The sequence below is a fragment of the Pseudoalteromonas sp. CR1 genome (genome assembly GCF_019392235.1).
Taxonomy (GTDB): Bacteria; Pseudomonadota; Gammaproteobacteria; order Enterobacterales; family Alteromonadaceae; genus Pseudoalteromonas.
Window position 1 is genome coordinate 169,319 of sequence record NZ_JAHXRM010000006.1, and the last position, 25,719, is coordinate 195,037.

23 protein-coding genes are annotated in these 25,719 nt (G+C 39.7%); 12 read left to right on the forward strand and 11 right to left on the reverse strand.

The window, feature by feature from the left end; all coding sequences use genetic code 11:
- Positions 1–18: 18 nt before the first annotated feature.
- Complete coding sequence (murU, locus tag KZZ04_RS07845; protein ID WP_058405769.1) at positions 19–684, reverse strand: N-acetylmuramate alpha-1-phosphate uridylyltransferase MurU; 666 nt, start codon at positions 682–684, stop codon at positions 19–21.
- Positions 681–1,682, reverse strand: a complete 1,002-nt coding sequence (locus KZZ04_RS07850; protein ID WP_219422332.1) for an aminoglycoside phosphotransferase family protein — start codon at positions 1,680–1,682, stop codon at positions 681–683. Before KZZ04_RS07850 ends, murU begins: the two co-directional genes overlap by 4 nt.
- A gap of 112 nt (positions 1,683–1,794) precedes the next feature.
- Here KZZ04_RS07850 and lptD point away from each other — a divergent pair, with 112 nt between their 5' ends.
- The 7 genes from lptD (at position 1,795) to KZZ04_RS07885 (ending at position 10,531) form a co-directional block, all read left to right on the forward strand.
- Positions 1,795–4,041 (forward strand): LPS assembly protein LptD, encoded by a 2,247-nt coding sequence (gene lptD / locus KZZ04_RS07855; protein ID WP_058405767.1) that lies wholly within the window; start codon positions 1,795–1,797, stop codon positions 4,039–4,041.
- Positions 4,042–4,080: 39 nt separating this feature from the next.
- Complete coding sequence (gene surA, locus KZZ04_RS07860) at positions 4,081–5,376, forward strand: peptidylprolyl isomerase SurA (protein WP_058405766.1); 1,296 nt, start codon at positions 4,081–4,083, stop codon at positions 5,374–5,376.
- A 2-nt stretch (positions 5,377–5,378) separates the two neighbouring features.
- Positions 5,379–6,371 (forward strand): 4-hydroxythreonine-4-phosphate dehydrogenase PdxA, encoded by a 993-nt coding sequence (gene pdxA, locus KZZ04_RS07865; RefSeq protein WP_058405765.1) that lies wholly within the window; start codon positions 5,379–5,381, stop codon positions 6,369–6,371.
- Positions 6,368–7,174, forward strand: coding sequence for a 16S rRNA (adenine(1518)-N(6)/adenine(1519)-N(6))-dimethyltransferase RsmA (gene rsmA, locus KZZ04_RS07870; RefSeq protein WP_058405764.1), 807 nt, complete (start codon positions 6,368–6,370; stop codon positions 7,172–7,174). The genes pdxA and rsmA overlap by 4 nt, the downstream gene beginning before the upstream one ends.
- Positions 7,158–7,547, forward strand: coding sequence for a Co2+/Mg2+ efflux protein ApaG (apaG, locus tag KZZ04_RS07875; RefSeq protein ID WP_006793227.1), 390 nt, complete (start codon positions 7,158–7,160; stop codon positions 7,545–7,547). The genes rsmA and apaG overlap by 17 nt, the downstream gene beginning before the upstream one ends.
- 12 nt (positions 7,548–7,559) lie before the next feature.
- Positions 7,560–8,360 carry a symmetrical bis(5'-nucleosyl)-tetraphosphatase gene (locus tag KZZ04_RS07880; RefSeq protein WP_219422333.1) on the forward strand — a complete coding sequence of 267 codons (801 nt, stop codon included), beginning with the start codon at positions 7,560–7,562 and terminating at the stop codon, positions 8,358–8,360.
- 155 nt (positions 8,361–8,515) lie between these two features.
- Complete coding sequence (locus tag KZZ04_RS07885) at positions 8,516–10,531, forward strand: methyl-accepting chemotaxis protein (protein ID WP_058405762.1); 2,016 nt, start codon at positions 8,516–8,518, stop codon at positions 10,529–10,531.
- An 81-nt stretch (positions 10,532–10,612) separates the two neighbouring features.
- Here the strand turns inward: KZZ04_RS07885 and mutM are convergent, their stop codons facing one another.
- Together mutM and KZZ04_RS07895 are read right to left on the reverse strand one after the other, a co-directional pair.
- Entirely contained in the window at positions 10,613–11,422 is an 810-nt protein-coding gene (gene mutM / locus KZZ04_RS07890) for a bifunctional DNA-formamidopyrimidine glycosylase/DNA-(apurinic or apyrimidinic site) lyase (RefSeq protein WP_058405761.1), read from the reverse strand.
- Entirely contained in the window at positions 11,422–11,937 is a 516-nt protein-coding gene (locus KZZ04_RS07895; protein ID WP_058405760.1) for a hypothetical protein, read from the reverse strand. Before KZZ04_RS07895 ends, mutM begins: the two co-directional genes overlap by 1 nt.
- 118 nt (positions 11,938–12,055) lie before the next feature.
- On the opposite strand from KZZ04_RS07895, the gene KZZ04_RS07900 reads away from it, so the two are divergent.
- A complete protein-coding gene (locus tag KZZ04_RS07900; protein WP_219422334.1) occupies positions 12,056–12,982 on the forward strand; it encodes a manganese-dependent inorganic pyrophosphatase in 927 nt (308 codons plus the stop codon).
- Between the two features lie 237 nt (positions 12,983–13,219).
- Here KZZ04_RS07900 and KZZ04_RS07905 read toward each other — a convergent pair whose 3' ends face one another.
- On the reverse strand, positions 13,220–14,032 hold the full coding sequence (locus tag KZZ04_RS07905) for a M48 family metallopeptidase (protein WP_235591518.1): 813 nt from the start codon (positions 14,030–14,032) through the stop codon (positions 13,220–13,222).
- A 166-nt stretch (positions 14,033–14,198) separates the two neighbouring features.
- Positions 14,199–15,383 carry an NAD(P)/FAD-dependent oxidoreductase gene (locus KZZ04_RS07910; RefSeq protein WP_219422335.1) on the reverse strand — a complete coding sequence of 395 codons (1,185 nt, stop codon included), beginning with the start codon at positions 15,381–15,383 and terminating at the stop codon, positions 14,199–14,201.
- Positions 15,384–15,713: 330 nt separating this feature from the next.
- Between KZZ04_RS07910 and KZZ04_RS07915 the strand changes: the two genes are divergently transcribed.
- The gene (locus KZZ04_RS07915; RefSeq protein WP_138529144.1) at positions 15,714–17,849 is read left to right on the forward strand and encodes a S8 family peptidase; all 2,136 of its coding nucleotides are present in this window, start codon (positions 15,714–15,716) and stop codon (positions 17,847–17,849) included.
- A 391-nt stretch (positions 17,850–18,240) separates the two neighbouring features.
- On the opposite strand, the gene rpmG is transcribed toward KZZ04_RS07915, so the two are convergent.
- From rpmG to radC, 3 genes are all read right to left on the reverse strand, one after another.
- Positions 18,241–18,396, reverse strand: a complete 156-nt coding sequence (gene rpmG, locus KZZ04_RS07920; protein ID WP_058404491.1) for a 50S ribosomal protein L33 — start codon at positions 18,394–18,396, stop codon at positions 18,241–18,243.
- An 11-nt stretch (positions 18,397–18,407) separates the two neighbouring features.
- The gene (gene rpmB, locus KZZ04_RS07925; protein WP_004335549.1) at positions 18,408–18,644 is read right to left on the reverse strand and encodes a 50S ribosomal protein L28; all 237 of its coding nucleotides are present in this window, start codon (positions 18,642–18,644) and stop codon (positions 18,408–18,410) included.
- A 270-nt stretch (positions 18,645–18,914) separates the two neighbouring features.
- A complete protein-coding gene (gene radC / locus KZZ04_RS07930; RefSeq protein WP_058404492.1) occupies positions 18,915–19,589 on the reverse strand; it encodes a DNA repair protein RadC in 675 nt (224 codons plus the stop codon).
- 141 nt (positions 19,590–19,730) lie between these two features.
- On the opposite strand from radC, the gene coaBC reads away from it, so the two are divergent.
- From coaBC to KZZ04_RS07945, 3 genes are all read left to right on the forward strand, one after another.
- On the forward strand, positions 19,731–20,924 hold the full coding sequence (gene coaBC, locus KZZ04_RS07935) for a bifunctional phosphopantothenoylcysteine decarboxylase/phosphopantothenate--cysteine ligase CoaBC (protein WP_138529148.1): 1,194 nt from the start codon (positions 19,731–19,733) through the stop codon (positions 20,922–20,924).
- 101 nt (positions 20,925–21,025) lie between these two features.
- Positions 21,026–21,613: a nucleoid occlusion factor SlmA gene (slmA, locus tag KZZ04_RS07940; RefSeq protein ID WP_058404494.1), complete on the forward strand. Its 588-nt coding sequence runs from the start codon at positions 21,026–21,028 to the stop codon at positions 21,611–21,613.
- Between the two features lie 162 nt (positions 21,614–21,775).
- Entirely contained in the window at positions 21,776–24,550 is a 2,775-nt protein-coding gene (locus KZZ04_RS07945; RefSeq protein ID WP_219422336.1) for a prolyl oligopeptidase family serine peptidase, read from the forward strand.
- A gap of 157 nt (positions 24,551–24,707) precedes the next feature.
- Here the strand turns inward: KZZ04_RS07945 and KZZ04_RS07950 are convergent, their stop codons facing one another.
- Entirely contained in the window at positions 24,708–25,082 is a 375-nt protein-coding gene (locus tag KZZ04_RS07950; protein WP_219422337.1) for a DUF3718 domain-containing protein, read from the reverse strand.
- 79 nt (positions 25,083–25,161) lie between these two features.
- A complete protein-coding gene (gene folA, locus KZZ04_RS07955) occupies positions 25,162–25,653 on the reverse strand; it encodes a type 3 dihydrofolate reductase (protein WP_219422338.1) in 492 nt (163 codons plus the stop codon).
- Positions 25,654–25,719: the final 66 nt, after the last annotated feature.

Below are 25,719 nucleotides of genomic sequence, written 5' to 3' on the forward strand. Positions count from 1 at the left end.
AACTGCTACTCCTATTAATTATGTGTCGGCCTGCGCCAAGCGCTCATTTAATGCCGTTAAACGCGCTGGTGTGCCTATGTCGTCCCAACTACCAATATAAAGCTCTGTTGACACTAAGTGTTTGCTTAGTTTTTCTCGTAGTAACGGCCCAAGTGGAAGAATGCCTGGCTCTAAACCATTAAAAAAATCAGCCTGATAACGGCTAATACCCGAGAACGTATACTTTGGACTCTCAGGCGATAAATGACTCAATGCAAAATCGCCATCAGGATTATGAGGTGGATTTTCAATAAGCACCAAATGCGCCTCTCCTGGCTGCAAATGCAATTGCATAAGTGAGCTTACATCGTAATCGGTAAATACATCGCCATTAATCACAATAAACGATTCACCTAATAAGGGAAGTGCTTGAATAATTCCCCCTGCGGTTTCAAGGCCGCCTTCAACCTCTTGGCTATACACAATACTTACACCAAATTGACTACCATCTTTGAAGTACGCTTTAATTTTATCACCTTGCCATGCAAGATTTATCACTATGTCGGTAATACCTGCGGCCTTCAAATTATTAACATGGTGCTCTATTAATGGTTTATTTTGCACTTTAAGCATAGGCTTAGGCATAGCGTGAGTGAGCGGCATCATACGCTGCCCACGTCCTGCAGCTAGAATCATGGCTTTCATAAGCTTACCTGCTCTAATTTTTTAATCACTTTTGGCGCTATTGTATTTTTAACCCAATCACCGAGCGCATTGAGCTCAGGGTAACGTGCAGCAATTTCTGTAATATACTCAAGGGTGGGCAAAATATTAGCTAAATAACCTGTTTTACCATCACGTAAATACAGCCGGCAAAATATACCAGCGGCTTTTAAATGACGCTGTAAACCGGTTAAGTCAAACCAAACTTTAAATTGCTCAAACGACGTGTTAGCGACTAAGCCTTGACGTTTAAATTCGTTATAACCAAATACTAATAGTTGAGCGAGCTCATCATCAGGTAGCTTAAAATAGCAATCGCGTAATAACGAAACTAAATCGTAACAAAGCGGCCCGCGCACGGTGTCTTGGTAATCTATTATCGCCCACTGCGAATTGCTGTGCATAATATTACGGCTATGATAGTCGCGATGCACTGTTACTGTGGGCTGTTCAAGCATGGCTTTAGTGAGTAGATCGCAGCTCGACTCCCACATTTTAAGCTGATTTTTATCAACGTTTTCAGCAATAAAATCTTTTACTAACCATTGGCTAAATATCGATAATTCAAGCGCTATAAAGTCTTTACCATAGGCCAACATATCTGAGGCTTCAGGCGTTTTTGCCCACTTGGCTGATAAACTTATTAACTGTGTGTAGTAACCGGTTCTATTTGCATCATTAAGCATGTCGGCTAAGTGTGTGCTGCCTAAATCAGTTAAAATAAAAAACCCTTGTTGTTCATCACTTTTAATAATATGCGGTAACAAAAAGCCTTGGTCGGTAAAAACTTGGTTCAAAAATAAGTACGGTGCGTTATTGACCTTTAGTGGATCGGAGTCCATTACAATAAAGTGCTGATTATTAATTGTTAAGCGAAAATAACGCCTAAAGCTTGCATCTCCGGTTATGGCCTCAAGTGTATCTGGCTGTTTGCCAAAGTGGGCCATTATGAACTGTTGTAAATTATCAAAGCGTGTCATTTTATAAGATATCTATTTTTAACTAAGTTAATTAGGTCAATTACTGTATTTGCCATTATTTTCCTTTATTATGTGTAAATTATATTTATACACACAGCATTAGGGTCAATAAATGAGCAAAACCTGGGGCATTTTGATGCTAAGCGTAGTTAGCGCACCATCGCTTGCCGAAACTGAACTGACACACAAACTTTGTGGCACTTCAATGCAAACCAGAGCTTGGCAACCGCTACCTGGCATTAAGCTTGGTAATGTTGACATTAAAGCTGATGATGTAGAACTCCTTGGTACTCAAAGTGCCGAATTTAGCGGCAATGTTGATATTAACACCGTTAATATGAGTTTGTCCGCACAAACTGCATTGATAGACAAGCAACGTGGTTTACTTAATGCCACTGGCCCAATTGTATATCGCGATGCTGTAAGTAACGTAAATAGCTCTGGTTTAAATGCCGATTTAAATAATTCAGAAATAAGCTTACTAGGTGCTGATTACAAGCTTACAGAACAACAAGGCAAAGGTGGTGCTGAAAAGCTCACTATAAACGATTCTGGCTTAGTACTGATGAATGCAAGCTTTACTGCTTGTCCGGGAGAAACGCCAGCTTGGGAAATTGAAGCCGACGAGATTAACTTATCTCGCGAACAAGGCTGGGGCGAAACTCACAATGCCATACTGCGAATTTTAGATACCCCTGTTTTATATTTACCTTATTTTACTTTTCCATTAGACGAGCGCCGTAAGTCGGGATTACTCACGCCTAGTATTTCAAGCTCAGACAAGTATGGTTTAGAAACCATTACTCCTTACTATTGGAATATTGCACCTAACTTAGATGCCACTATCACGCCTCGTTATATGGCTAACAAAGGTTTACAGTTACAAACCGAGTTTAGATACTTAACCAAGCAACATGAAGGCCTAATAGGAATAGAATATCTAAACAAAGATGACTCAGAACCAGCGCTTGATGAGCGCTACATGTTCCATTGGCAGCAAAAAAGTTACTTTAATGAAAACTGGCGAGCAAGTGTAGACGTTACCAATGTAAGCGACGATAACTACATTACTGATTTAGAATCAAGTTATGCGAGTAAAACTGACACTCAACTTTATCGTACCGGCGTACTGACCCATTTAGGTGACACATGGCGGACCGATATAAAAGTACAAAACTTTGAGGTGCTGGGTGACCACTTAGAGTCGTACACAGCGATCCCACAAATTAGCTTTACACAAACAGCACCTTGGAAATTTGAGCATTTTGATTTTAGCGTGTCTGGCGAGTTGAGCCATTTTACCAATAGCTCAGCAATCATAGATCAAGCAACACGAGTTCATATTGAGCCAAAAGCGCGGTTTGATTACGATCAATACGCATGGTCATTTTTATCTGAAGTTAGCTTATTACAAACAAACTACGACCAACAAGGTGACCTATCTGGCACACAGTTTAAGCAAAGCGTATCGCGTACTTTGCCAAAAGTACGTTTATATTCTCAGCTTAATTTTGAGCGCGATACTTCCTACCTTGTAGAAGATGGTATTCAAACGTTAGAGCCACAAATTCAGTATTTATATACACCTAACAAGGATCAGTCTGATATTGGTTTATACGATACAACCAAATTACAAGACGACTATTACGGCTTATTTAGAGATACGCGTTTTTCTGGCGTTGATCGAATAGCCGCTGCAAATCAGTTTACGCTGGGTGCAACAACGCGTTTATTTGATAAAAAACAAGAAGAAATTTTTAACTTTAGTGCCGGACAAATATTTTATTTATCTGATGATGCCAAGCCAACCGAGCAAAATTTAAATTCAGATACAAATTACAATGCATTATTTGCAGCGCAAACCATGTTACATTGGCACCGTCGTTGGTATTTCTCTGCGGGGATACAATACAACACTGACAGCAAACAGATGATCCAATCAAATGCCACGTTAGATTACAAAGGTGATAATAATCAGCTAGTGCAATTGAACCATCGCTATGCAAATGATGTCTCAGGAAATACAATCGAGCAAACAGGTGTATTCACAAGTATTCCAATAAGTGATGAATGGCAGTTTATTGCAAGCTACCACCGTGACCTTGAAAACAACCGAAGCGTCGAAATATTAAGTGGATTACAGTATGAATCATGCTGTTGGGCGTTCCAGATTACTGGTCACCGCCAGATCGAAACTGATTTAAATCAGTCAATAGGTACAGAACAAGCCACCTTTGATTCAGGTATTAGTTTTAATTTTGTACTAAAAGGACTGGGTAGTAAAAGCCGCTATGATGCACAAAAACTATTACAACAAGGTATTTTTGGCTATCGTAGACCGTATTTTCTTAATAACTAGTATCACAAACATACTATTAGCAAGAGTAGTAAATAGAACATGACTTTAAAAAAATTATTAGTATCAACCGTTTTAAGTATCAGTCTGTGCCAAGGTGCATTTGCTGAACCAGTAGAAATAGACAAAGTTGTTGGCGTTGTAAACCAAGGTGTTATTTTACAAAGCGAAGTAAACTCCATTGTTGATCGTGTAAAAAAACAAGCAAAAGAACAAGGTCAGCAATTACCTAAAGACGAAACTTTACGTGTGCAAGCTATGGAGCGTTTAGTTAGCCAAGCACTAATGATGCAAATGGCAGAGCGCATGGGGTTACAAATTTCTGATAGCCAATTAGATCAAACGCTCGCTAACATAGCAAAAGAGCAAGGCGGCACAATTAGCGATTTACGACGCACAGTTGAAGCATCAGGCGATAGCTTTCAAGCATACCGTGAAGAAATACGTAAAGAGATCACAACACAACAGGTTACTCGCGCAAATGTTGATCGACGTATTTATATCAGTGAGCAAGAAGTCGATAATTTATTAAAAATTATGGCTAGCCAAGGTCAAAGTGCTGAAGAGTATGACATTGGCCACATCCTGATTGATATTCCTAACGAAGCAACAGCAGAAGAAATTTCAGCGGCTAAAACACGTGCTGATAAAGTTATTGAATTACTTAACGATGGCCAAGAATTTAAACGCATTGCAATCTCATCATCAAGCGGCTCAAAAGCACTTGAAGGAGGCCAATTAGGTTGGATGGGTATAAACGAAATGCCTTCTCTTTTCGCTGAAGCTGTAAAGAGCAAAAAGAAAGACGCTATTGTAGGACCGCTTCGCTCAGGTGCTGGTTTTCATATTATTAAAGTCCAAGATGTGCGTGGCCTACAAGTGGTAGAAACAACTGAGGTTCGCTCGCGCCATATACTTATTGAACCTTCGATAATTTTAAGCGAAGAAAAAGCACGTAACATGCTTGCTGGTTTTGCTAAAGACTTGCGTGCAGGCAACGCTGATTTTGGCGAACTCGCGAAAGAATATTCAGAAGATCCAGGCTCTGCACTTAAAGGCGGCGAATACGACTGGACTGATCCAACAACCTACGTTCCTGCGTTTAGAGATACATTACTATCGCTCAAGCAAGACGAGATTAGTGAGCCATTTAGAACCCAGTTTGGTTGGCATATAGTACAACTACTCGACAAACGTGTTGCTGATAAAACTGAGTTAGCTAAACGTAACCGCGCACATGGCATGCTATTTAACCGTAAATTTAAAGAAGAAAGCTTCAACTGGCAGCAAGAAATGCGCGAACAAGCCCATGTTGAAATTTTCCCTACAGACGAATAAATATGACCTTAAGAGTAGCAATTACACCAGGGGAACCTGCCGGTATTGGTCCAGATTTGCTTATTACGCTTGCTCAGCAAGCATGGGACGCACAACTTGTTGTGCTTGCTGATGCCAAACTATTAAAAGAACGAGCAAAGCTGTTAGGTTTACCTATCAACCTAATTGAGTTTGATGAAAACGCTCCCGCTAAAGCAACACCTGAAGGCTGTGTGTATATTCATCAAGTCAATTTAGGTGATGATGTAGAGCTAGGCGTACTTAACGATGCTAATGGCCAATACGTGTTAGACACCTTGCGTATCGCAAGCGAAAAAAACATGGATGGCACATTCGATGCTGTAGTTACAGGCCCTGTTCATAAAGGCATTATTAATAAAGCCGGTATTTCGTTCAGTGGCCATACTGAGTATTTTGCACAGCAGTCAAACACAGCAGATGTTGTCATGTTATTAGCCACTGAAGGACTTCGTGTTGCGCTTGTGACAACACATATTCCACTGGCTTATGTTTCTCGTGCAATCACCGAAGACCGCCTGACCAAGGTTGCCACTATTTTAGATCACGACTTACGTACCAAGTTTGGTATTGAAAAGCCGCGTATATTAGTCTGTGGGCTAAACCCACACGCAGGTGAAGATGGTCACTTAGGTCGTGAAGAAATAGATACAATTACCCCTACCCTTGATATTTTAAGAAGCCAGGGTATGAATTTAATTGGCCCACTACCTGCCGATACATTATTTCAAGATAAATACCTTTCTGAAGCCGATGCCGTACTTGCTATGTATCACGATCAGGGTTTACCTGTGCTAAAATACAAAGGATTTGGTAAATCGGTGAATATCACGTTGGGTTTACCTTTTATTCGCACTTCAGTTGACCACGGTACAGCGCTAGATTTAGCTGGTACAGGCACCGCTGATGTTGGAAGTTTTGAATTAGCGATCCGCGAAGCAATCAAGCTCGCCCATGAAAAAGCACAGAATCAATGACCGATAAAGTACATTTAGGACACCGCGCCCGAAAACGTTTTGGACAAAACTTTTTATTCAATGAAATGATCATCGATAAAATAGTTTCAGCAATCGATCCTAAACCAGAAGATAATTTAGTAGAAATAGGCCCAGGCCTAGGTGCAATCACCGAGCCTGTAGCTGAACTTAGCGGACACCTAACGGTTGTAGAGCTAGATAAAGACCTTGCAAAACGCTTAATTGAACACCCTTTTTTAGGGCCAAAATTAACAGTAAATCAAGGCGATGCAATGAAATACGACTTTGCAAGCTTAGTTAAAGATGACAAAAAGTTAAAAGTGTTTGGTAACTTACCTTATAACATCTCTACGCCATTGTTATTTCATCTTTTTGAGTTTGCCGATAACATTGAGCACATGCACTTTATGCTTCAAAAGGAAGTTGTAAAACGCATGGTTGCAGGCCCTGGTAGTAAAACGTTTGGTCGTTTAAGTGTAATGACTCAGTACTACTGTAATGCAATGCCTGTAATTGAAGTGCCACCAGAGTGCTTTAAGCCTGCCCCTAAGGTTGACTCTGCAGTTATTCGCTTAATTCCTAAAAAGCCAGAGCAACGTACAGCCAAAAGCGTAAAAATACTCAACACAGTCTGTTTAGAAGCGTTTAATCAACGTCGTAAAACATTACGAAACAGTCTTGGCAACTTACTAACAGCCGATGAAATGGCAAGCATAGGTATTGATGCTACATTACGTGCTGAAAGCTTGTCTCTACAACAATTTATCGATATAGCTAACTGGATTTATGACAAAGAGCAGTAATATTGGGTCACCTGTAAAGGTGTCTGTAGAAACATTTTATGTTGAAGGTCAATCTCAACCTGAAATCGAAAAGTACGTATTTGCTTACTCTGTAACAATAAAAAATCATAGCTTATGCAGTGCTAAGCTATTGCACCGTTATTGGTTAATTACAGACGCAAACGGCAAAGAAGTTGAAGTTGAAGGCGAAGGCGTTGTTGGCGAAACCCCAACAATTGGCCCAGGTGAAAGTTACAAATACACCAGTGGTGCTATCCTAGACACTCCAGTAGGTACAATGCAAGGCCACTACACGCTACGCAACGAGTTTGGTGCAGAGTTTGAAGCACCTATCAATGTGTTTCGTTTAGCTTGCCCTAATATTTTGCATTAGCAAAAACGCTACATGGCCGATTATGCAATAGGTGATTTACAAGGGTGCTTTAAAGAATTTAGCACCTTATTACAACGGGTTGAATTTAACCCAAGTAAAGATCACCTATATTTAGTTGGTGACATTGTTGCCCGTGGGCCAGACTCACTTGCTTGCATTGATTTCATCTATCAACATCAAGATAGCATGACCATCACACTGGGTAATCATGACTTACACATGATTGCTTGCCACTTTTTAAATAAGCCGACTAACCCAAAAGATAAATTAGCCCCTATATTTAAAAGCAACTTGCTTAAACGTTACATCTCTTTTTTACAAACCCAACCACTCGCTTTATATTTAGAAACACATAATTGCTTTATTTCACACGCAGGACTTAATCCTGATTGGTCAATTGAAGAGGCATTGCAACACGCACAGTTTGCTCAAAGTTGTTATCAATCAGGGAATGCAAAAAACTTTTTTGAGCATATGTACTCTCCTCATCCTAAAGCGTGGTCAACAACACTTAATGACTATGAAAAATTTAGATACATAGTCAATTACTTTACCCGAATGCGTTTTCTAACCCGCAATAATATGCTTGACCTTAATGCAAAAGGCGCAATAGCAGATAGTAATTCGTTAACACCTTGGTTTATGCACCCTAACATTGCCATACTTAAGAATGATATTGTTTTTGGTCACTGGGCATCTCTTGAGGGTAAAACAGGGGTTAACCATGTTCATGCCTTAGACACTGGCTGTGTATGGGGTAACGGGATGACGTTAATGGAACTTAAAACAAAAAATCTATTTATAGAAAAGTGACTCTTTTTACCTAAATAACCTGAAAAATTCCAATACATCTGTTAGATTTATAAACTAATAGTTAAAATTAATTAAAGTAATTGATTTTAATTACTTAACTTATCCGAATAAAAGCCGATAAGTTTTAATTAAAGTATCTTTGAGTGGAAATCCATATGAATCTAACAGTGAGCCAACGTATTTGGGGTGGTTTTATATTTATCACGCTATTACTTTTAATTATTGGCGGCAATTCGTTAATTAAAATAGCTAATATAGACCGTTCTACTCAGCAGGTGAACCAGCTATCATTACCTGCATTAAACAAAAGTTCAGAGCTACAAGCTGAATTCATATTAATGAGTAAAGCAGCACAAGCAAGTTTTTATACTTCATCGGCAAGTGAACTTGAACCCATTAAAAAAAGAGTATTCGAACAAAAAAAATCATTCAACGAGCTCCATGCACAGCTTCAGAGCGTTGTTAAAAACGATCCTGAACTAAGCAAAAGCAGCCAAAGTGTTGAGCAAACCTATGAAAACTTTTTAAGTATTGTCGAAAACTTACTCGAAGATAAAAATAAACAACTGGCGCTAAATAAAACACTCTCTGCACAAATTGAAGCCATTGAGCTTAGTGCTGAAGACGCTAACTCAGTCGTTTTAGACATAATAGATATAGAGGGGTTTGAACAAGACCACCCTCGCGCTTTTCAAGCTGCAAATAATTTAGAAAATAACTTTATGTCGGTGGTTACCAACAGTACCGATATGTTAACAGTAAAAACGTTAACCACATTAGATATCGTTAAAAGCGAGCAAACCTATTACCTTGAAGAAGTAACACGCACTGTTGCGCTAATTAAACCGGCTATTGAGCAAAGCCATAGCGACTTGTTTAATGACCTCAAAGAGCATGTTGAAGCACTTGAGAGTAACGTAAAAGGTAATAACAGTTTAGCCGCGAATAAAAAACGTTTAATTGATTCAATTGCGCTCACTGAAAAAGAGCTAGCCGATTCAGAAGCCGCAACAAAAATAGCGCTTAATCAAATTGACGAGTTAGTTTCGCAAGCAAGTAATGTTGCTTTTGAGCTGCAAAAAGGCGTTCGTAATGACGTAGACTCAGCAAATTTATGGACGTGGGTTGGCATGGTTATCGCAACTTTACTTGCCATCGCCATTGCATATATAACCGTAAGCCGTATTACAAAACCACTTGCCGAAGTAAACAGAATTTTAGATATTGTAGCCAGTGGTGATATGACTCAACGCTTAGATGACAGCGCTAAAGACGAATTTGGCGAGCTATCAAAAAGCTGTAATACCTTAATAGACAGCTTACGCAGCTTAATTAAAGGTATTATTTCTCGTTCTACTCAATTAGCAGCTGCATCAGAAGAAACCTCAGCCATTACTGCTGAATCAAGCCAAGCTATTAGCAATCAGCAGGCACAAGTGCAGCAAGCAGCAACAGCAACGACTGAAATGAGCAGCACATCGCAAACAGTAAGTAATAGTGCACAGCAAGCATTAAGCGAAATTAAAAACGCAGATAAAGAAGCTGAACGTGTTAAAGGTATTTCAAACAATAACAAAGCAACTATCGAGCAACTTGCGCGCGAAGTCGATGACGCTTCACAAGTTATTAATAAGCTTCATCAAGATAGCGCATCGATTGGCAGCATACTTGATGTTATTCGTGGTATTGCAGATCAAACTAACTTACTCGCGCTTAACGCCGCAATCGAAGCCGCCCGTGCAGGTGAATACGGCCGAGGCTTTGCCGTTGTAGCAGACGAAGTACGCTCACTGGCAAGTAAAACGCAAGAATCGACCCAAGAGATCCAATCAATGATTGAATCGCTACAAACGGGCGCAGAAGCGGCTGTAACAGCAATGACTAAAGGTAAGCAACGTGCGGTATCGTGTGTGGAGCAAACTGACCTAGCAAGTACCGCGCTTGATTCAATTACCTTTGCGGTATCACAAGCCCATGACGTGAGTGAAGAAATATCAACAGCAGCACTTGAACAACAACAAGTGGCTGAAGAAATTAGCGAACGTTTAGAGTCTATTGTTGCTATTGCAGAACAAACAGCTGAAGGCGCAAGTCAAACTAACATCTCAAGTTCTGAAGTTGCAAAACTAGCCGAAGAGCTGCGTTTATCGGTAGACGAATTTAAAGTATAAAACGCTTTGAATATATTAAAAACCCCGTTAGCACACTGTGTTAACGGGGTTTTCTTTGTAGCATTAAAAAAGTAAAGGTAGTTACTTTTGGCAATGTGAACAAAAAACGGTACTACGCTGCCCCAGCCTTATTTCTTCTAACTCATTATCACACGTTAAACAGGGCTTTCCTTTTCGCCCATACACTAATAACTCTTGTGCAAAATAGCCTGGCTTACCATCACTTTGTGCAAAATCTTTAAGGGTTGTACCACCTTGGGTAATAGCGGCCGCTAACGTGTCTTTTATTATCGGAATAAGTGCTTGATAGCGTTTAAGAGAAACCTTCCCAGCTTCGCGTTTTGGATGTATCCCTGCTTTAAACAATGACTCATTAGCGTAAATATTTCCTACACCAACAACCACAGCGTTATCCATAATAAACTGTTTAACCGGTACTTTTTTATTGCGCGACTGTTCGTACACCCGCTTTGCAAAAAAATCATCCGTAAGTGGCTCTGGCCCAAGCTTTGAAAGCAACTTATGTACTTGATCTGGCTCTTGCCACAAGCAGCAGCCAAAGCGGCGTGGATCGTTTAAGCGCAGTGCCTTATTATTACCAAATACAAATTCTACATGGTCGTGCTTTTTTAAAGGCTCGCTTTTATCTACAACCCGTAAGTTGCCCGACATACCTAAATGTAAAATAGTGCTACCAAGCTCACAATGCAGTAATAAATATTTTGCACGGCGCTCAATACTAGTAACCGTTAACCCTTCTAGCTGGTAAACATCATCAGGTACAGGCCAGCGCATACTGGCATTATAAATATTAACCTTAGTGACAACTTGGTTTTTTATATGGGGAGTGATCCCCATACGGCTCACTTCTACCTCTGGTAATTCAGGCATTAATTAGGCTCACTTAGTGAAAAATCATAACTAGGAAACAGCTGCTTTGCCGCATTTATATCAAGTGCAAATACACGCTGAGTACTTTTTTCTAGCAAGTAATACTGCTTATTTCCTTTGTAAAGTAAATATACCCAAGGCAAACTTTCTCCAGCTAGTTCAAATGTGGCAACAAACAAAGGCGCATTGGGGTTAAACACCACCGATTCATTAACCACCAAAAGCTGAATACCTTGCCAAAGGTTAACAAGCTCTTGTAATTGAAGTTCAGATGCAGACCAAAAAACAGGTGCGTCTTTCTTTATCGCAGTTGTACGCCAACTAGTACCAATACGCTCAATTTTTTGATCAACAAAACTGAGTGTTAAAACAAAGCTTTGTGCAGGTAATACAGCTTGCAATGTAGGCTCTTTTTCAGCACTTAAAAACTGCTTATGCCAGCCATTTAAAAAGAAAATCATAATCAACATCGAGAAGATTATAACGTTGTTCCACCCTTTACGGCCCAGTCGCATAGTTATACACCTAGTAAATTCAATATTTTAAAGTGTAACTAAAACTTAATTGCACTGTCTATATGTTAAAGAGCACAGACTTTGTTAGAATATCGACAAATTTAAAGGAGTTCCGTCAATGTCTATGTATGTAGTGGGCCATAAAATCCCAGATTCAGATTCTATTTGTGGTGCAATTGCACTGGCTTATTTAAAAAACCAAATTGATGAGCCGGCAATACCAACTCGTCTTGGTGATGTTTCACCAGAAACTCAATTTATCCTTGGTAAATTTGGCTTCGAAGCCCCGGAGCTTAAACTAAGCTACGCTGGCGAAGATGTGTATATTGTGGATCACACAGAAAAAACACAAGCCCCTGATGATATCGACCAAGCCCGTGTTGTTGGCGTGGTAGATCACCATAAATTAGGTGACTTAACATCATCTACTCCGCTTGAATGTTGGATTCGCCCTGTAGGTTGTTCAAACACCATTATTAAAATGATGTACGATTTTTACAGCGTAGAAATCCCTAAAGACATCGCTGGTATTATGATGTGTGCAATTTTAAGCGACACCGTAATATTTAAATCACCTACCTGTACCACTGCCGATATTAAATGTGTTGAAGCACTTGCTGAAATTGCGGGTATTGAAGACTTTAAAGAACTAGGCATGGATATGTTCCGCGTTAAGTCTGCAGTAGAAGATACACCTGCACGTGACTTAGTTATGCGTGACTTTAAAGATTTCAACATGAACGGTAACCTAGTAGGCATTGGCCAACTAGAAGTAATCGACCTTGCTGTATTTGACGATATTAAAGCTGACCTTGAAGCTGATATTGCTAAGTTAAAAGCAGAAGGCAACCGCCACTCTGTATTTTTACTGCTTACCGATATCATGAAAGAAGGTTCACAAATGCTGATTGTATCTGACGATGCAAACCTAGTTGAGCAGGCTTACGGCGTAAAACCAGAAAATGATAAAGTATGGTTAGACGGTGTATTAAGCCGTAAAAAGCAAGTAGTACCACCACTACAAGATGCGTTTGCTAAAGCCTAATAGCTTTAATAAATAACACTAAAAAGCCGATATTGCATATGCAGTATCGGCTTTTTTATTTTTAAACTTAAAGCACAAACTACAATCCCGCAGTAAGCCTTAATCAAGTCGAGGAAAAATATAACTCAAATAATATTTAAAACGCCTAATTTAGGACAATTATTTTTACTAAATTTTTGCCTTGCTATCAATGAGATTTAATTACCAAAATCGAACACTAGATTGAACAAACCAGTTTTAGATTTTACTTTTTAGTTCATCATAAACTTTTGCATGGCTTTTTGAGAGTTCGACATTATCTATATCTATTTTATTTAACCACAAAGTTGCTTGCGTTTTATTACCCAGCTCCCAATATGATTGCGCTAAACGTAAACTGTAGGTTGCGTGGTAAATGCTATCCGGTTCGATGTAATTGAACGCAGTTTTGAAATATTTTACAGCGTTATTAAAGTCATTATGTTTAAAATAAGAAAACGCTAAATTACCTAATGCTATTGCCGTTTTTGCATCATGCTCTGTATTTTTTATAGCGTTATAGGCTTTTAAGTTACTTTCTATCGCTTGAGGGTACTGTTGCCAGTTATAAAAAATATGCCCTTTATTAATGTGTAACTCAAAGTGAAAAATAACATCATTACTTTTTGCATAGCGCTGCTCAGCATCGAGCAATACACGAAGAGCCTTTTTTTTATCACCAAATATGTGCTGTAAATTAGCCAGCTCTACAAGCCTTAAAGGATCACCAAATACATTATAAATTTCATCAAGTTGAGCAAATGCTTTTGCCGCATAGGCTTTTGCTTGTTGTTTATTACCTAAGTAATTAAGTGATTTAGCATAATAAAAATAAACTTGTATTTTAAATGCACCAGGTAATTCTTCTTGGTCAACAAAGGGGCTTAATGCGCTATGAAGGTTATCGAATTCTTGATAATCAAAATAATAGTCAAATTCGTATGTTTTCAATTTATACCAATTAGAGGAGTTCTTTTGCGCATTTAAAAGGCGAGATTTAATGTAGGTTAAGCAGTCTTGGTCTGATTGCATACAAAACACTTCATGATCACTTAAATTTTCAGAAGCCTTTACACCCTGGCTTATATAAAAAAGCAAAAAAACAATTAAAACATGCTTTAACATCAGAACACTCATATTAACCACATAAGTAGTAAGTGTAATATGAGTGCGCTGTATTTAACAATGAATAAAATAACTACGCGTATTGCCCCGCTGCAAAGCCACAACTCCAAGCGTACTGAAAGTTATACCCACCAAGCCAACCAGTTACATCGGTAACTTCCCCTATAAAATACAAGCCTTTTGATTTTTTGGCTTCAAACGTTTTAGAGCTTAGTTCATCTGTATTTATACCACCAAGGGTGACTTCAGCCGTCCTATACCCTTCAGTTCCATTAGGTTTTATTTGCCACGCGTGGATATAATTAGCAAGCTCGTCAATTTGACTATGAGTAAGCTGATTAATATTACAATCAGGTATTGCAGCGCTTTCATGTAATATTTCAATAAAACGTTTAGGTAGTATTGTTGCTAGGCTATTTTTTAATGATTTTTGCGATTGCGTTTCTCGCCAATCTGCAAGCTGCTGTTTTAAACCTATCTCTGGAAGTAGGTTAATGGTAACAGCTTGCCCTGCACGCCAAAAAGAGCTTATTTGTAATATTGCAGGACCAGATAAGCCACGGTGCGTAAATAATATATTTTCTTTAAATGTGGTGCCGTCTTCGCTTGTGACTTCGCACGGAATACTCATACCCGATAGCCCTTCAAAGCGCTCTTTGTCGTGCTGATGAAGGGTAAATGGCACAAGCGCCGCCATAGTAGGTAATACGTTAAGCCCAAATTGCTCAGCAATTTTATAACCAATCGGTGTAGCACCTAATTTGGGCATAGTAAGCCCACCCGATGCAACCACTAACGACTCACAATGCAAAGTCTCTTGCTCTGTAGTAACGCTGTAACCCGACTCTGTTTTTTGAACATTAATCACTTCACTACGCAAGGCTATGTTTACACCCGCCCACTCGCATTCGGTAAGAAGTATATTAACAATATCTTGAGCACTATTATCGCAAAACAGCTGGCCTAACGTTTTATGATGGTATGCCAAACCGTGGCGGTCCACCAGCTCAATAAAGTCATGTTGTGTGTAACGGCTCAAACATGATTTAACAAAATGTGGATTACCGCATAAATAGTTTTCTGGTGCGGCGTTTTCGTTTGTAAAATTACAGCGCCCGCCACCACTGATTAAAATTTTACGACCCGGCTTTTTACCCATGTCTAGCACTGTAACATGTCGGCCTCGATATCCGGCTTGCGCCGCACACATTAATCCTGCCGCGCCCGCGCCAATTACAATTACATCTACCTGGGTCATTTATTCATCTCACTTAACAATTTGCTCGATTATAGCAAAATTTAATCGCCAGCAATGTACAGAATTAATTATTACAAATAACACAATAAATATACTTTTTACTTTTTAGAAGTATTAAAAATACAAATCAAAAAGCAATGCTTTTATCTCATTTTTGTTTTGTATGACAAATACAAAACAATGACAAACCCCTTTAAAACCCTCGTTATAACTAAATGAAATAGGGACATAATGATTTAGTATTTTAATTTTGTTAACACATAATTTACCTTTGTACCTGCATTGTGACAATCCATCACGATATAACTAATAAAAAATCTAGGGAAAATTATGACAACAAGTAAGACATTTAATAAGTGTGCATTAGCACTTACCATTAGTACGCTTTTTGCTACTGCATCAAGCATGGCTAACCCAGCACAAGCAATTGGCCCTTCAGTGGCAGATACAACGGCTAAACTTCAAAATCAAAGTGGCTTTGAAACGCAATTCATCATTAAATATAAAAATAACAATTTTGACGCACTGAGTTATTCAACTGCAGATGAAAGCCCTGTAAACATGAAAGCGCGTGCAAAAAACTTTGTTAAAAACTTTGCTTCTAAAAAAGGAAAGGTTAAAGCAAAATACATTCGCGCAATGGCACTCAATAACCACCACGTTATGCGAGCTGATAAAAAGCTTAGCGCAGCAGAAGCGCAAGAGTTTATGCAAGAAATGGTTGATTCAGGCAACGTTGAGTACATTGAAGTTGACCAAATGTTAAAACCTTTTGCGACACCTAACGATCCGCGCTATGGCGACCAGTGGCACTACTATGAGCAAGCTGGCGGTCTAAACTTACCAACGGCTTGGGACACCGCAACAGGTAGTGGTGTAGTAGTGGCTGTTCTTGATACAGGTTACCGCCCTCATGCCGATTTAAACGCTAATATTTTGCCAGGCTACGATATGATTTCTAACCTGTCAGTTGCTAATGATGGCGGCGGACGTGATAGCGATGCACGTGATCCGGGCGATGCAGTAGCAGCCGGTGAATGTGGTAATAATGGTGCGCAAGGTTCTAGCTGGCATGGTACTCACGTTGCAGGTACTGTTGCGGCCGTTACAAATAATGGTGAAGGCGTAGCCGGTGTTGCTTATGATGCGAAAGTAGTTCCAGTGCGTGTACTTGGTAAATGTGGTGGTTTAACATCTGATATTGCTGACGGCATTATTTGGGCATCTGGCGGTAACGTATCGGGCATCCCTGGAAACCCTAATCCAGCTGATGTTATTAACATGAGCTTAGGTGGCAGCGGCTCTTGTAGTTCTACAACACAAAATGCAATCAATACAGCTCGCAGCAATGGCGCTGTTGTTGTTATTGCAGCAGGTAACGACAACGATAACTCAGCTAACTACAACCCAGGTAACTGTAGTGGTGTAGTTAATGTGGCATCTGTTGGCCGAAATGGTGGCCGTGCTTATTACTCAAACTACGGTAGCAATATTGATGTTGCAGCACCAGGTGGCGCGCAAAGCTTCGCTAACGACTCTGAAGGTGTTCTGTCTACGTATAACTCAGGATCGTCTTCTCCATCGACTGATAGCTACTCATTCTCTCAAGGTACATCTATGGCGGCTCCGCACGTAGCGGGTGTAGCTGCACTTATCAAGCAAGCAAAGCCAAATGCTACACCTGATGAAATAGAGAGTATTTTAAAATCGTCTACACGCTCATTCCCTGCAACATGTAACAACTGTGGTACAGGTATTGTTGATGCAGCAGCTGCTGTTGCCGCAGCAAGTGGCGGCACAACACCACCTACAACAGGTGATAGTGAACTTGTTGATGGCGAAGCTAAAACAGGGTTAAGCGGTGGTGCTAACGCACAAGACTTTTACACAATGACCGTACCAAGCGGAGCAACGAATGTTACGTTTACAATGAGCGGTGGCACAGGTGATGCCGATCTATACGTTCGTGCTGGAAGCCAACCAACGACATCAAGCTACGACTGTCGTCCTTACAAAGGCGGCAACAGCGAAGAGTGTTCTATCGATAATCCAACAGCAGGCACATACCATGTAATGCTTCGTGGTTACTCTGCTTATTCAGGTGTTAGTTTAGTCGGTAATATTACAGGTGCATCTTCTGGTGGCGGTTCAGGCACACCTGAAGCAGGTGGCGGTACTGTGAGTGATGTAAGTGCAAGTGCTGGTCAGTGGAAACACTACACGCTAGATGTACCTGCGGGCATGTCTACATTTACTGTAACCAGCTCTGGTGGCACGGGGGATGCTGATTTATTTGTGAAGTTTGGTAGTCAACCAACATCGTCTAGCTACGATTGTCGTCCATATAAAAACGGTAATGCTGAAACATGTACCTTCAATAACCCGCAAGCCGGTACATGGCATTTAAGTGTAAATGCTTACAGAACCTTTTCTGGTTTAACTATTAGCGGACAATACCAACCATAATAGTAAATTCATAATCTTTAGGATAGCAAAGGCCAAACTGACTGTTTGGCCTTTTTTATGAGTAAGAAGGTTTCAGCTTATTTGGGTTTAATGCTTACTCGCTTAATTAGGTGACCTATTTTGAGGATGGAAAAGCGTGTTGATAGCTAGGCAAAAAATTGCTATTTAGTTATTCTAAATGAAGGGGGTTAACGCAGGTAGCGACACGTTTAGCCCCGCAAAATGATTAAGTATTATTGCTGATTGGTATTAGCGTCAGGTTTAGCTTTTTAAATTGATTGGTACTGTGGCTGGTTTGATATAAGTACTAGTTCAAATATATTGCTAACTCACCACCAGAAAACAAAAAACCCAGCCTAAGCTGGGTTTTTATATTCTAAAAGAACTAAAATTATTTAATTTTAGCTTCTTTAAAAACAACATGTTTACGAATCTTTGGATCAAACTTTTTGATTTCCATCTTCTCAGGCATGTTACGTTTGTTTTTGTCAGTAGTGTAGAAAAAACCAGTACCGGCAGTTGAAACTAAACGGATTTTATCGCGCATGATTCAGATCCTTAAACTTTAACGCCGCGAGCACGGATTTCAGTAAGAACCGTGTCGATGCCTTTTTTATCAATAATACGCATACCTTTAGTAGTAGTGCGTAATGTTACAAAACGTTTTTCACTTTCAACCCAAAAACGGTGTGTTTGTAGGTTAGGTAGGAAACGACGTCTAGTCGCGTTTCTCGCGTGTGAACGGTGATTACCAACCGCTGGACGCTTACCTGTAACTTGACATACTTTAGACATGTCTATATATCTCCAATAACTTCGCTCGAGCTTAATTTAATCTAAGGCCGTGTATTTCTGCCCTAGATAAATCGAAGGGCGCTCTTTATACAGCTTTTACAGGCAAAGATCAAATACTGATCTATCCAACCAGCTCATATGTAAATTTGATAGCGGCCAATTATAAAGATCGAATGCCCTTAGGGAAAGTAAAAACTGCATTTAAATTAAACTAATTTGCTAAAATGCATTAAACCGCTCATTTTTAGCACATTTCTATATTAAAGAGAGTTAAATAAGGCCTCGCTCGGCAAACGAAACGCATGTTTCACCTCCCACAATGATATGGTCAAGTACGTTTATGTCTACTAATTGCAGTGCTTGCTGTAATTTATTAGTAATAAGTTTATCGGCTTGGCTAGGCTCTGCAATCCCACTTGGGTGATTATGGGCAAAAATAACGGCCGCGGCATTATTTTTCAGTGCAGCTTTAACCACCTCACGAGGGTACACACTAGCAGCATTAATTGTGCCGTAAAAAAGAATTTCATCTTTTACTAAGCGGTTTTGGCTATCAAGATAAAGCACCATAAACACTTCCTGCTGTAGCCCACGCATTTGAATCGTCAAATAATCATATACTGAGTTGGGGGAGTTAAACACGGCATCGCGTTGGCAGCGCTCCTGCATATAACGCTGGCTTAATTCAAGCACCGCTTGTAATTGAACGTACTTTGCCGTTCCCAACCCTTTTTGTGAACAAAACTCATCCATACTGGCATTAAACAAGTTATGTAAGGTTTTATTTTCGTTCAGTAAGTGTTGAGCTAACTCAATCACATTCATTCCCGGGAGCCCTGTACGTAAAAATATGGCGAGAAGTTCTGCATCACTTAGCGCTTTAGCGCCTTTTTCAATGAGCTTTTCACGCGGGCGCAAAGAATTAGGCAGAGAGGTCAATTGCATTTTTCATCCTTGAGTAACAAGCTGTCTTATAAATGTAATGCAAAATTAAAATTTAGCCTGCAATTTTAAATTAAAAACTTAGCTGAACCGTAAAAGATTTGTTATTTTAGGCGCAATATTTAATAAGATTGATAGACAACCATGATGACGTTAACAAACAAAAAAATTGTATTGGGTATTAGCGGTGGAATTGCAGCTTATAAATGCGCTGAGCTTGTAAGACGATTAAAAGACCATGGTTGTGAAGTAAAGGTTGTTATGACCGAATCGGCTAAGCATTTTATTACACCACTCACAATGCAAGCCGTTAGCGGCGAAATAGCATCGGATTCATTGCTCGACCCTGCGGCCGAAGCTGCAATGGGACACATTGAGTTTGCCAAATGGGCTGACCTTATTTTAGTTGCTCCTGCAACGTGTAATATTATTGCTAAAATGGCATCTGGTATTGCAGACGATTTACTGACTACCCTACTACTTGCGACCCCAGCAAAAGTTGCCGTAGCCCCAGCCATGAACCAGCAAATGTATGCACATGCAGCAACGCAAGCAAACCTAACCACCTTAAAAGCACGTAACGTACTTATTTGGGGCCCGGGTAAAGGAGAGCAAGCCTGCGGAGATGTAGGTGCAGGACGTATGCTTGAACCACATGAGTTAGTAGCGCTGTGTGTTGAAAAGCAACCTCCTCAAATTTTAACCGGTAAAACAATTACTATAACGGCAGGCCCAACCCGTGAGCCTCTTGATCCTGTTAGGTTTATATCAAACCATAGCTCTGGAAAAATGGGTTACGCACTTGCAGAAGCGGCGTTACTACTCGGTGCTAACGTTAATTTAATTTCAGGCCCTGTAACTATTAAAGCCCCTACTGGCGTAAACCTGATAAATATAGAAAGTGCAGAGCAATTATTAAATGAAGCACTAATCTATGCACCACAGTCAGATGCGTTTATAGGCTGTGCAGCTGTTGCAGATTACAGAGCCGCAGAAGTAGCGACTCAAAAAATGAAAAAACAAGGCGACGAACTAACACTCACCTTGGTAAAAAACCCTGATGTTATTGCCGCCGTTGCTAATATTAAACATAACCGCCCATACACTGTTGGATTTGCCGCCGAAACGCAAAACGTAGAAAGCTATGCAAAAGGTAAGCTAGTCAATAAAAACCTCGATATGATTTGTGCAAACGACGTATCGCTAAGTGGCTTGGGCTTTAATTCTGACCAAAACGCGCTTACCCTATATTGGCAAAATGAACAGTTAGAATTGGCTGTAAATAGCAAAACGGAAATTGCCCTAAAAGTGATCGAACAGCTGGCTAAACATCTATAAAAAGGCTGGAAACAAACTGAATAAAACATTAACATACGTCTTTCATTTGAACAAAAAATGATTAGCGCTAGCTAAAAATAACTAATAAAAAAGGAATGTTCATGCCTGCGACAAAAAGAAGTAATCGCAAAGAGCAAATACTACAAGCACTCGCACAAATGTTAGAAACAAGCCCGGGCCAGCGTATCACCACAGCAAAATTAGCTGCAGAGGTAGGCGTATCTGAAGCGGCACTTTATCGTCACTTCCCTAGCAAAGCGCGCATGTTTGAAGGCTTGATTGAGTTTATTGAAGATACTCTTTTATCGCGCATCAACCTCATTTTAGAAAACGAAAAAGAAAGCCAAACTCGCATTTATAATATTCTACTCTTGCTTTTAACGTTCGCCGAAAAAAACCCAGGTATTACTCGTATTCTAACAGGTGATGCACTACAAGGTGAGCAAGAGCGCTTACGTGAACGCGTACAAAGCTTTTTTGAAAAATTAGAAACTCAACTTAAGCAAGTCCTCAGAGAACGAAAACTTCGTGAAGGTAAAAACTTTCAAAGTGATGAACTTACACTAGCTAACTTTTTACTTGCTTACGTTGAAGGAAAAATGAATCAATTTGTTCGCAGTGACTTTAAGACGAAGCCCAGTGTTCAGTTTGAAAAACAATGGCCTGAGCTACAAAAAATCTGGCTTTAAACTCATTTAAATTGCCAAGTTTAATCTAAATAAAACGACCAAATGGTCGTTTTATTGTTTATACCTGTTACTTATCGTCGCTACCTGCCTTTTTATCCTATCTGGTCGAAATATTAGCCAAACTCGTTACAATCAAATAATGTTAAAAAACGAGACTCAATAATGAAAACAAAGCTCACCCTACTCAGTAGCGCATTTATTACTAGCTTAGTCAGCACCGCGCCTAGTGCAAAAGATGCATTAGAATTTACAGACGTATTTAACTTCAAATCAGCCAAAGGCACACAGCTGTCTGAAGATGGTCGTATTTTATCTTTGAGTGCTACGCCATATCGCGGCAATGCGACAGGGCAAGTATACTCTTTAACAAATAACAGCTTAATAAGTGAAGTTGAACGAGGTACAAAGCCGCTTATAAACAAAGCGGCTAACTGGGTTGCTTTTACGCAAGTACCCACATTACTCGAAAAAGAAACCACCAAGAAAAAAAACACGCTTAAAAATAACTTAGTGCTAGTGAATACTGAAACAGGTGAGCAAAAAAGTTTTGAAAATGTAAAAGACTACGCATTATCAAACGATGGGGTATGGCTTGCTTATCGCTCAGATATAAAAGCAGATAAAACTGATAATGAAGAAAAAAAAACCAAGGATGAGAGTGAAGAGGAAGACAGCAGCGCCATTTCACCTGACAAAAAAGACAAGGTTTACCCGCTCGTTATTATTAATTTAAAAAACCAACAAAGTGAAACTATTGATAACGTTTTTAGTTACAGTATAAGTGCTACTAATGATCAGCTTTTGCTAAGCCAAAGTTACCCTGATGGTAACGACAACCAAATAAAGCTAATCTCACTAACATCTTTTAAAAGTGAAGTGCTAATTGATGAACCCGGTGTTGTTGCGAATAAAATAGCGTGGCACCCAATCGAAACAACCGTGGCATTTACATTGGGTAATTATGTAAACGAAGATACTCGCCGACGAAACCACTCACTACAATTATGGAAAAACGAAACACTTTTAACTATTGAATCTTCAAACAAAGAGTGGACTATAGGCAAAACTGCAAAACTAAGCTGGTCAGAAAACGGCAAACGCTTATACTTTGAAAACCGACCAAAACTTGCAGCGAAAGTAAAAGCAAAAGAATTCGTAGATGAAACCTCACTCTATGACATTGAGACCATTCGCGAGCAAAAAGGCTTGGATATTTGGCATAACAAAGACCCAGAGATAAAACCACGCGAGAAACAACAATGGAACGCGGTTAATAAGCACCGTCACTACGAAGCCGTATATCATGTAAATTCACAAGAAGTAGTTCAACTGAGTACCCCTGCAATGCCGAGTGTTGCTCTTAATACAGAGCGCGATACTTCCTTGCTGGGCTCGTCAAACACTCCCTATTTAGAAAAAATAATGTATGGCGGCTTTTTTGCAGATTACTACGCCGTAAACATCAATACAGGCAAGCAAACTCCTATTGTGACTAACAGCCCTTTTAGACCTTCTCTTTCTCCTAATGGCTTATTTGCGGCTTACTTTGCCGACAACCAAATACAACTAAAAGAATTAGCTAACAATAAGGTTACTCCGGTTACACAAGCCCTAAAAGCAATCTTTGCCGACGACAAACACGATTACCCATCAGATCAACCAGGCTATGGTTTTGCAGGCTGGATGAGCGATAGCAGCCAAGTACTTGCTTATAGCAAATATGATATTTGGGCGTTTAATGTAAACACCAAGCAAGCTAAACGCTTAACAAATGGAAAGCAGACTAATACACAGTATCGCGTCATTAAGCTTGATAGAAACCAGGTAGGCTTTAAACAAGATGAAACACTGCTAGTTACTGCTGTTAACCTTCAAACAAAGCAAAGCGAAGTGGCTAAGCTTGATTTAGAAAACACGACCATCACTAAAGTACTCAGTGGTGATAAACGTTTTGATATTGTTAAAAAAGCCAAGAAAGCAGATAAATACCTATTTACAGAACAGACTTATCATCAGTTCCCAGATTTATATCAAACCGACTTAAGCTTTTTAAGCACACAAAAAGTAACTGATTTGAACCCTCAAACCGCAAATTTTGCTTGGGGTGAAAAACCTGAACTGATTAGCTACAAAGGCTTTGATGGTGAAGACTTGCAAGGTGTTTTAATAAAACCTGACGGTTACAAAAAAGGCGATAAAGTGCCTGTTGTCGTTTATTTTTATCGTTACATGAGCCAGCGTATGTTTGATTTTCCTAAAATGGAGTTAAATCATCGCCCTAATTTCCCAATGTTTACATCAAATGGCTACGCCATCTTTTTACCCGATATTCGTTTTGAAATAGGTCACCCGGGCAAATCGTCAACGCAAACCATGATCAACGCTACCCAAAAGTTAATAGATCTAGGTATTGCCGATCCAAACAAAATTGGCTTGCAAGGTCACTCATGGGCCGGGTACCAAAGTGCATTTATGATCACCCAAACAGATATGTTTAAAGCGGTTGTATCAGGCGCGCCGGTATCTAACATGACCAGCGCATACAGTGGCATACGCTTAAAGTCAGGCCTTGCTCGCCAGTTTCAGTACGAAACAGGGCAAAGCCGCATAGGTAAAAACTTATTTGAGGCGCCAGAGTTGTATATTGAAAACTCACCCGTATTTTTTGCTGATAAAGTAAATACGCCAATCTTAATTATGTTTGGTGACAAAGACGATGCGGTGCCTTGGCACGAAGGCGTACAGTATTATTTAGCACTTCGTCGTGCAGGCAAAGATGCGACCTTTTTACAGTACGAAGGCGAACCACATCACTTGAAAAAGTTTCCTAATCAGGTCGATTTTTCAGTCCGTATGATGCAGTACTTCGATCATTACCTAAAAGGTCAGCCTGCAGCTAAATGGATGATTGAAGGTGAAGCATTTATAAGTGAGTGAACTGAGACATTCATAAATAAACATGATAAAAGCTGATCAGAGTACTCAGACAGATAGAGGCCGATATTACTCAGTAATATCGGCCTCTAAATAGTCAATTATTTTTCCAGCAACAAAAAAGCCGCGATAATCGCGGCTTTTTTTAAATTACTAATAATTACAAACCAGCACGGTCTTTAATTACAGGAATAAGCGCAGAACCTGCGTGATTGCCTTCAGCCCAGGCTATGTCGGCACCGTCTGACAATGAACTTTTAGATAAGTTTTTAACAATATACTCACCTGCATTTACTGCATTGCTGGCAACAGCATGACGCAATAAGTTATTACCGTTACATTGAATAGAATCATATATGTTACGAATTTTTACACGAGAGCTTTTTAACTTGCTACGTAAACGGTTTTTATCATCTGCTGCGATATACTCGCAAATAGATATTGCTAGTTGATCATCAGCCTTTACAGGAGCTGTGTACGAAAGTGAACCTGCAGCAATAGCAGCAATAACAACTAACTTTGATAATTTAAACATTGTTGACCCTTGTTTGGTACTTTATTCCTACATTAACTGGTTAATATTGTACCAACCTAGTTAACCTTACGCAATAATGTTAGCAGTATTTATATAAAGTTACGAATGTATAACTATGTTTATTTTTTTCGTCTGGCTGTTTAGATTGCTCTTCTTTCACTTCCCAATTTGCAATAGCTTGGTAATCAGGGAACTGTGTATCGCCTTCAACATCGAGGTCAATAAAGGTTAAATATAAGCGCTCAGCTTGTGTTAAAAACTGCTGATAAACATTTCCACCACCAATAATCATCACTTCATCAACATCACAAACCAAGCTCAGCGCGGCCTCTGGGCTTGTTACCGTTTCAATACCCTCGGCCTTATATTCATTGTTGCGCGTTATAATAATATTGCGTCTACCAGGTAAAGGACGGCCAATAGACTCAAAAGTTTTACGGCCCATGATCACAGGCTTGCCTGTAGTAACGGCTTTAAAATGTTGGAGATCTGCAGGTAAATGCCACGGCATTTTATTATCAAGACCAATAACACGGTTATTTGCCATGGCGGCAATCATTGAAATAATCACATTAAACACCTAATACTTTACTATTAAAAAACAAAAAAAGAGCCACTGCTCCTTTTTATATTTAAT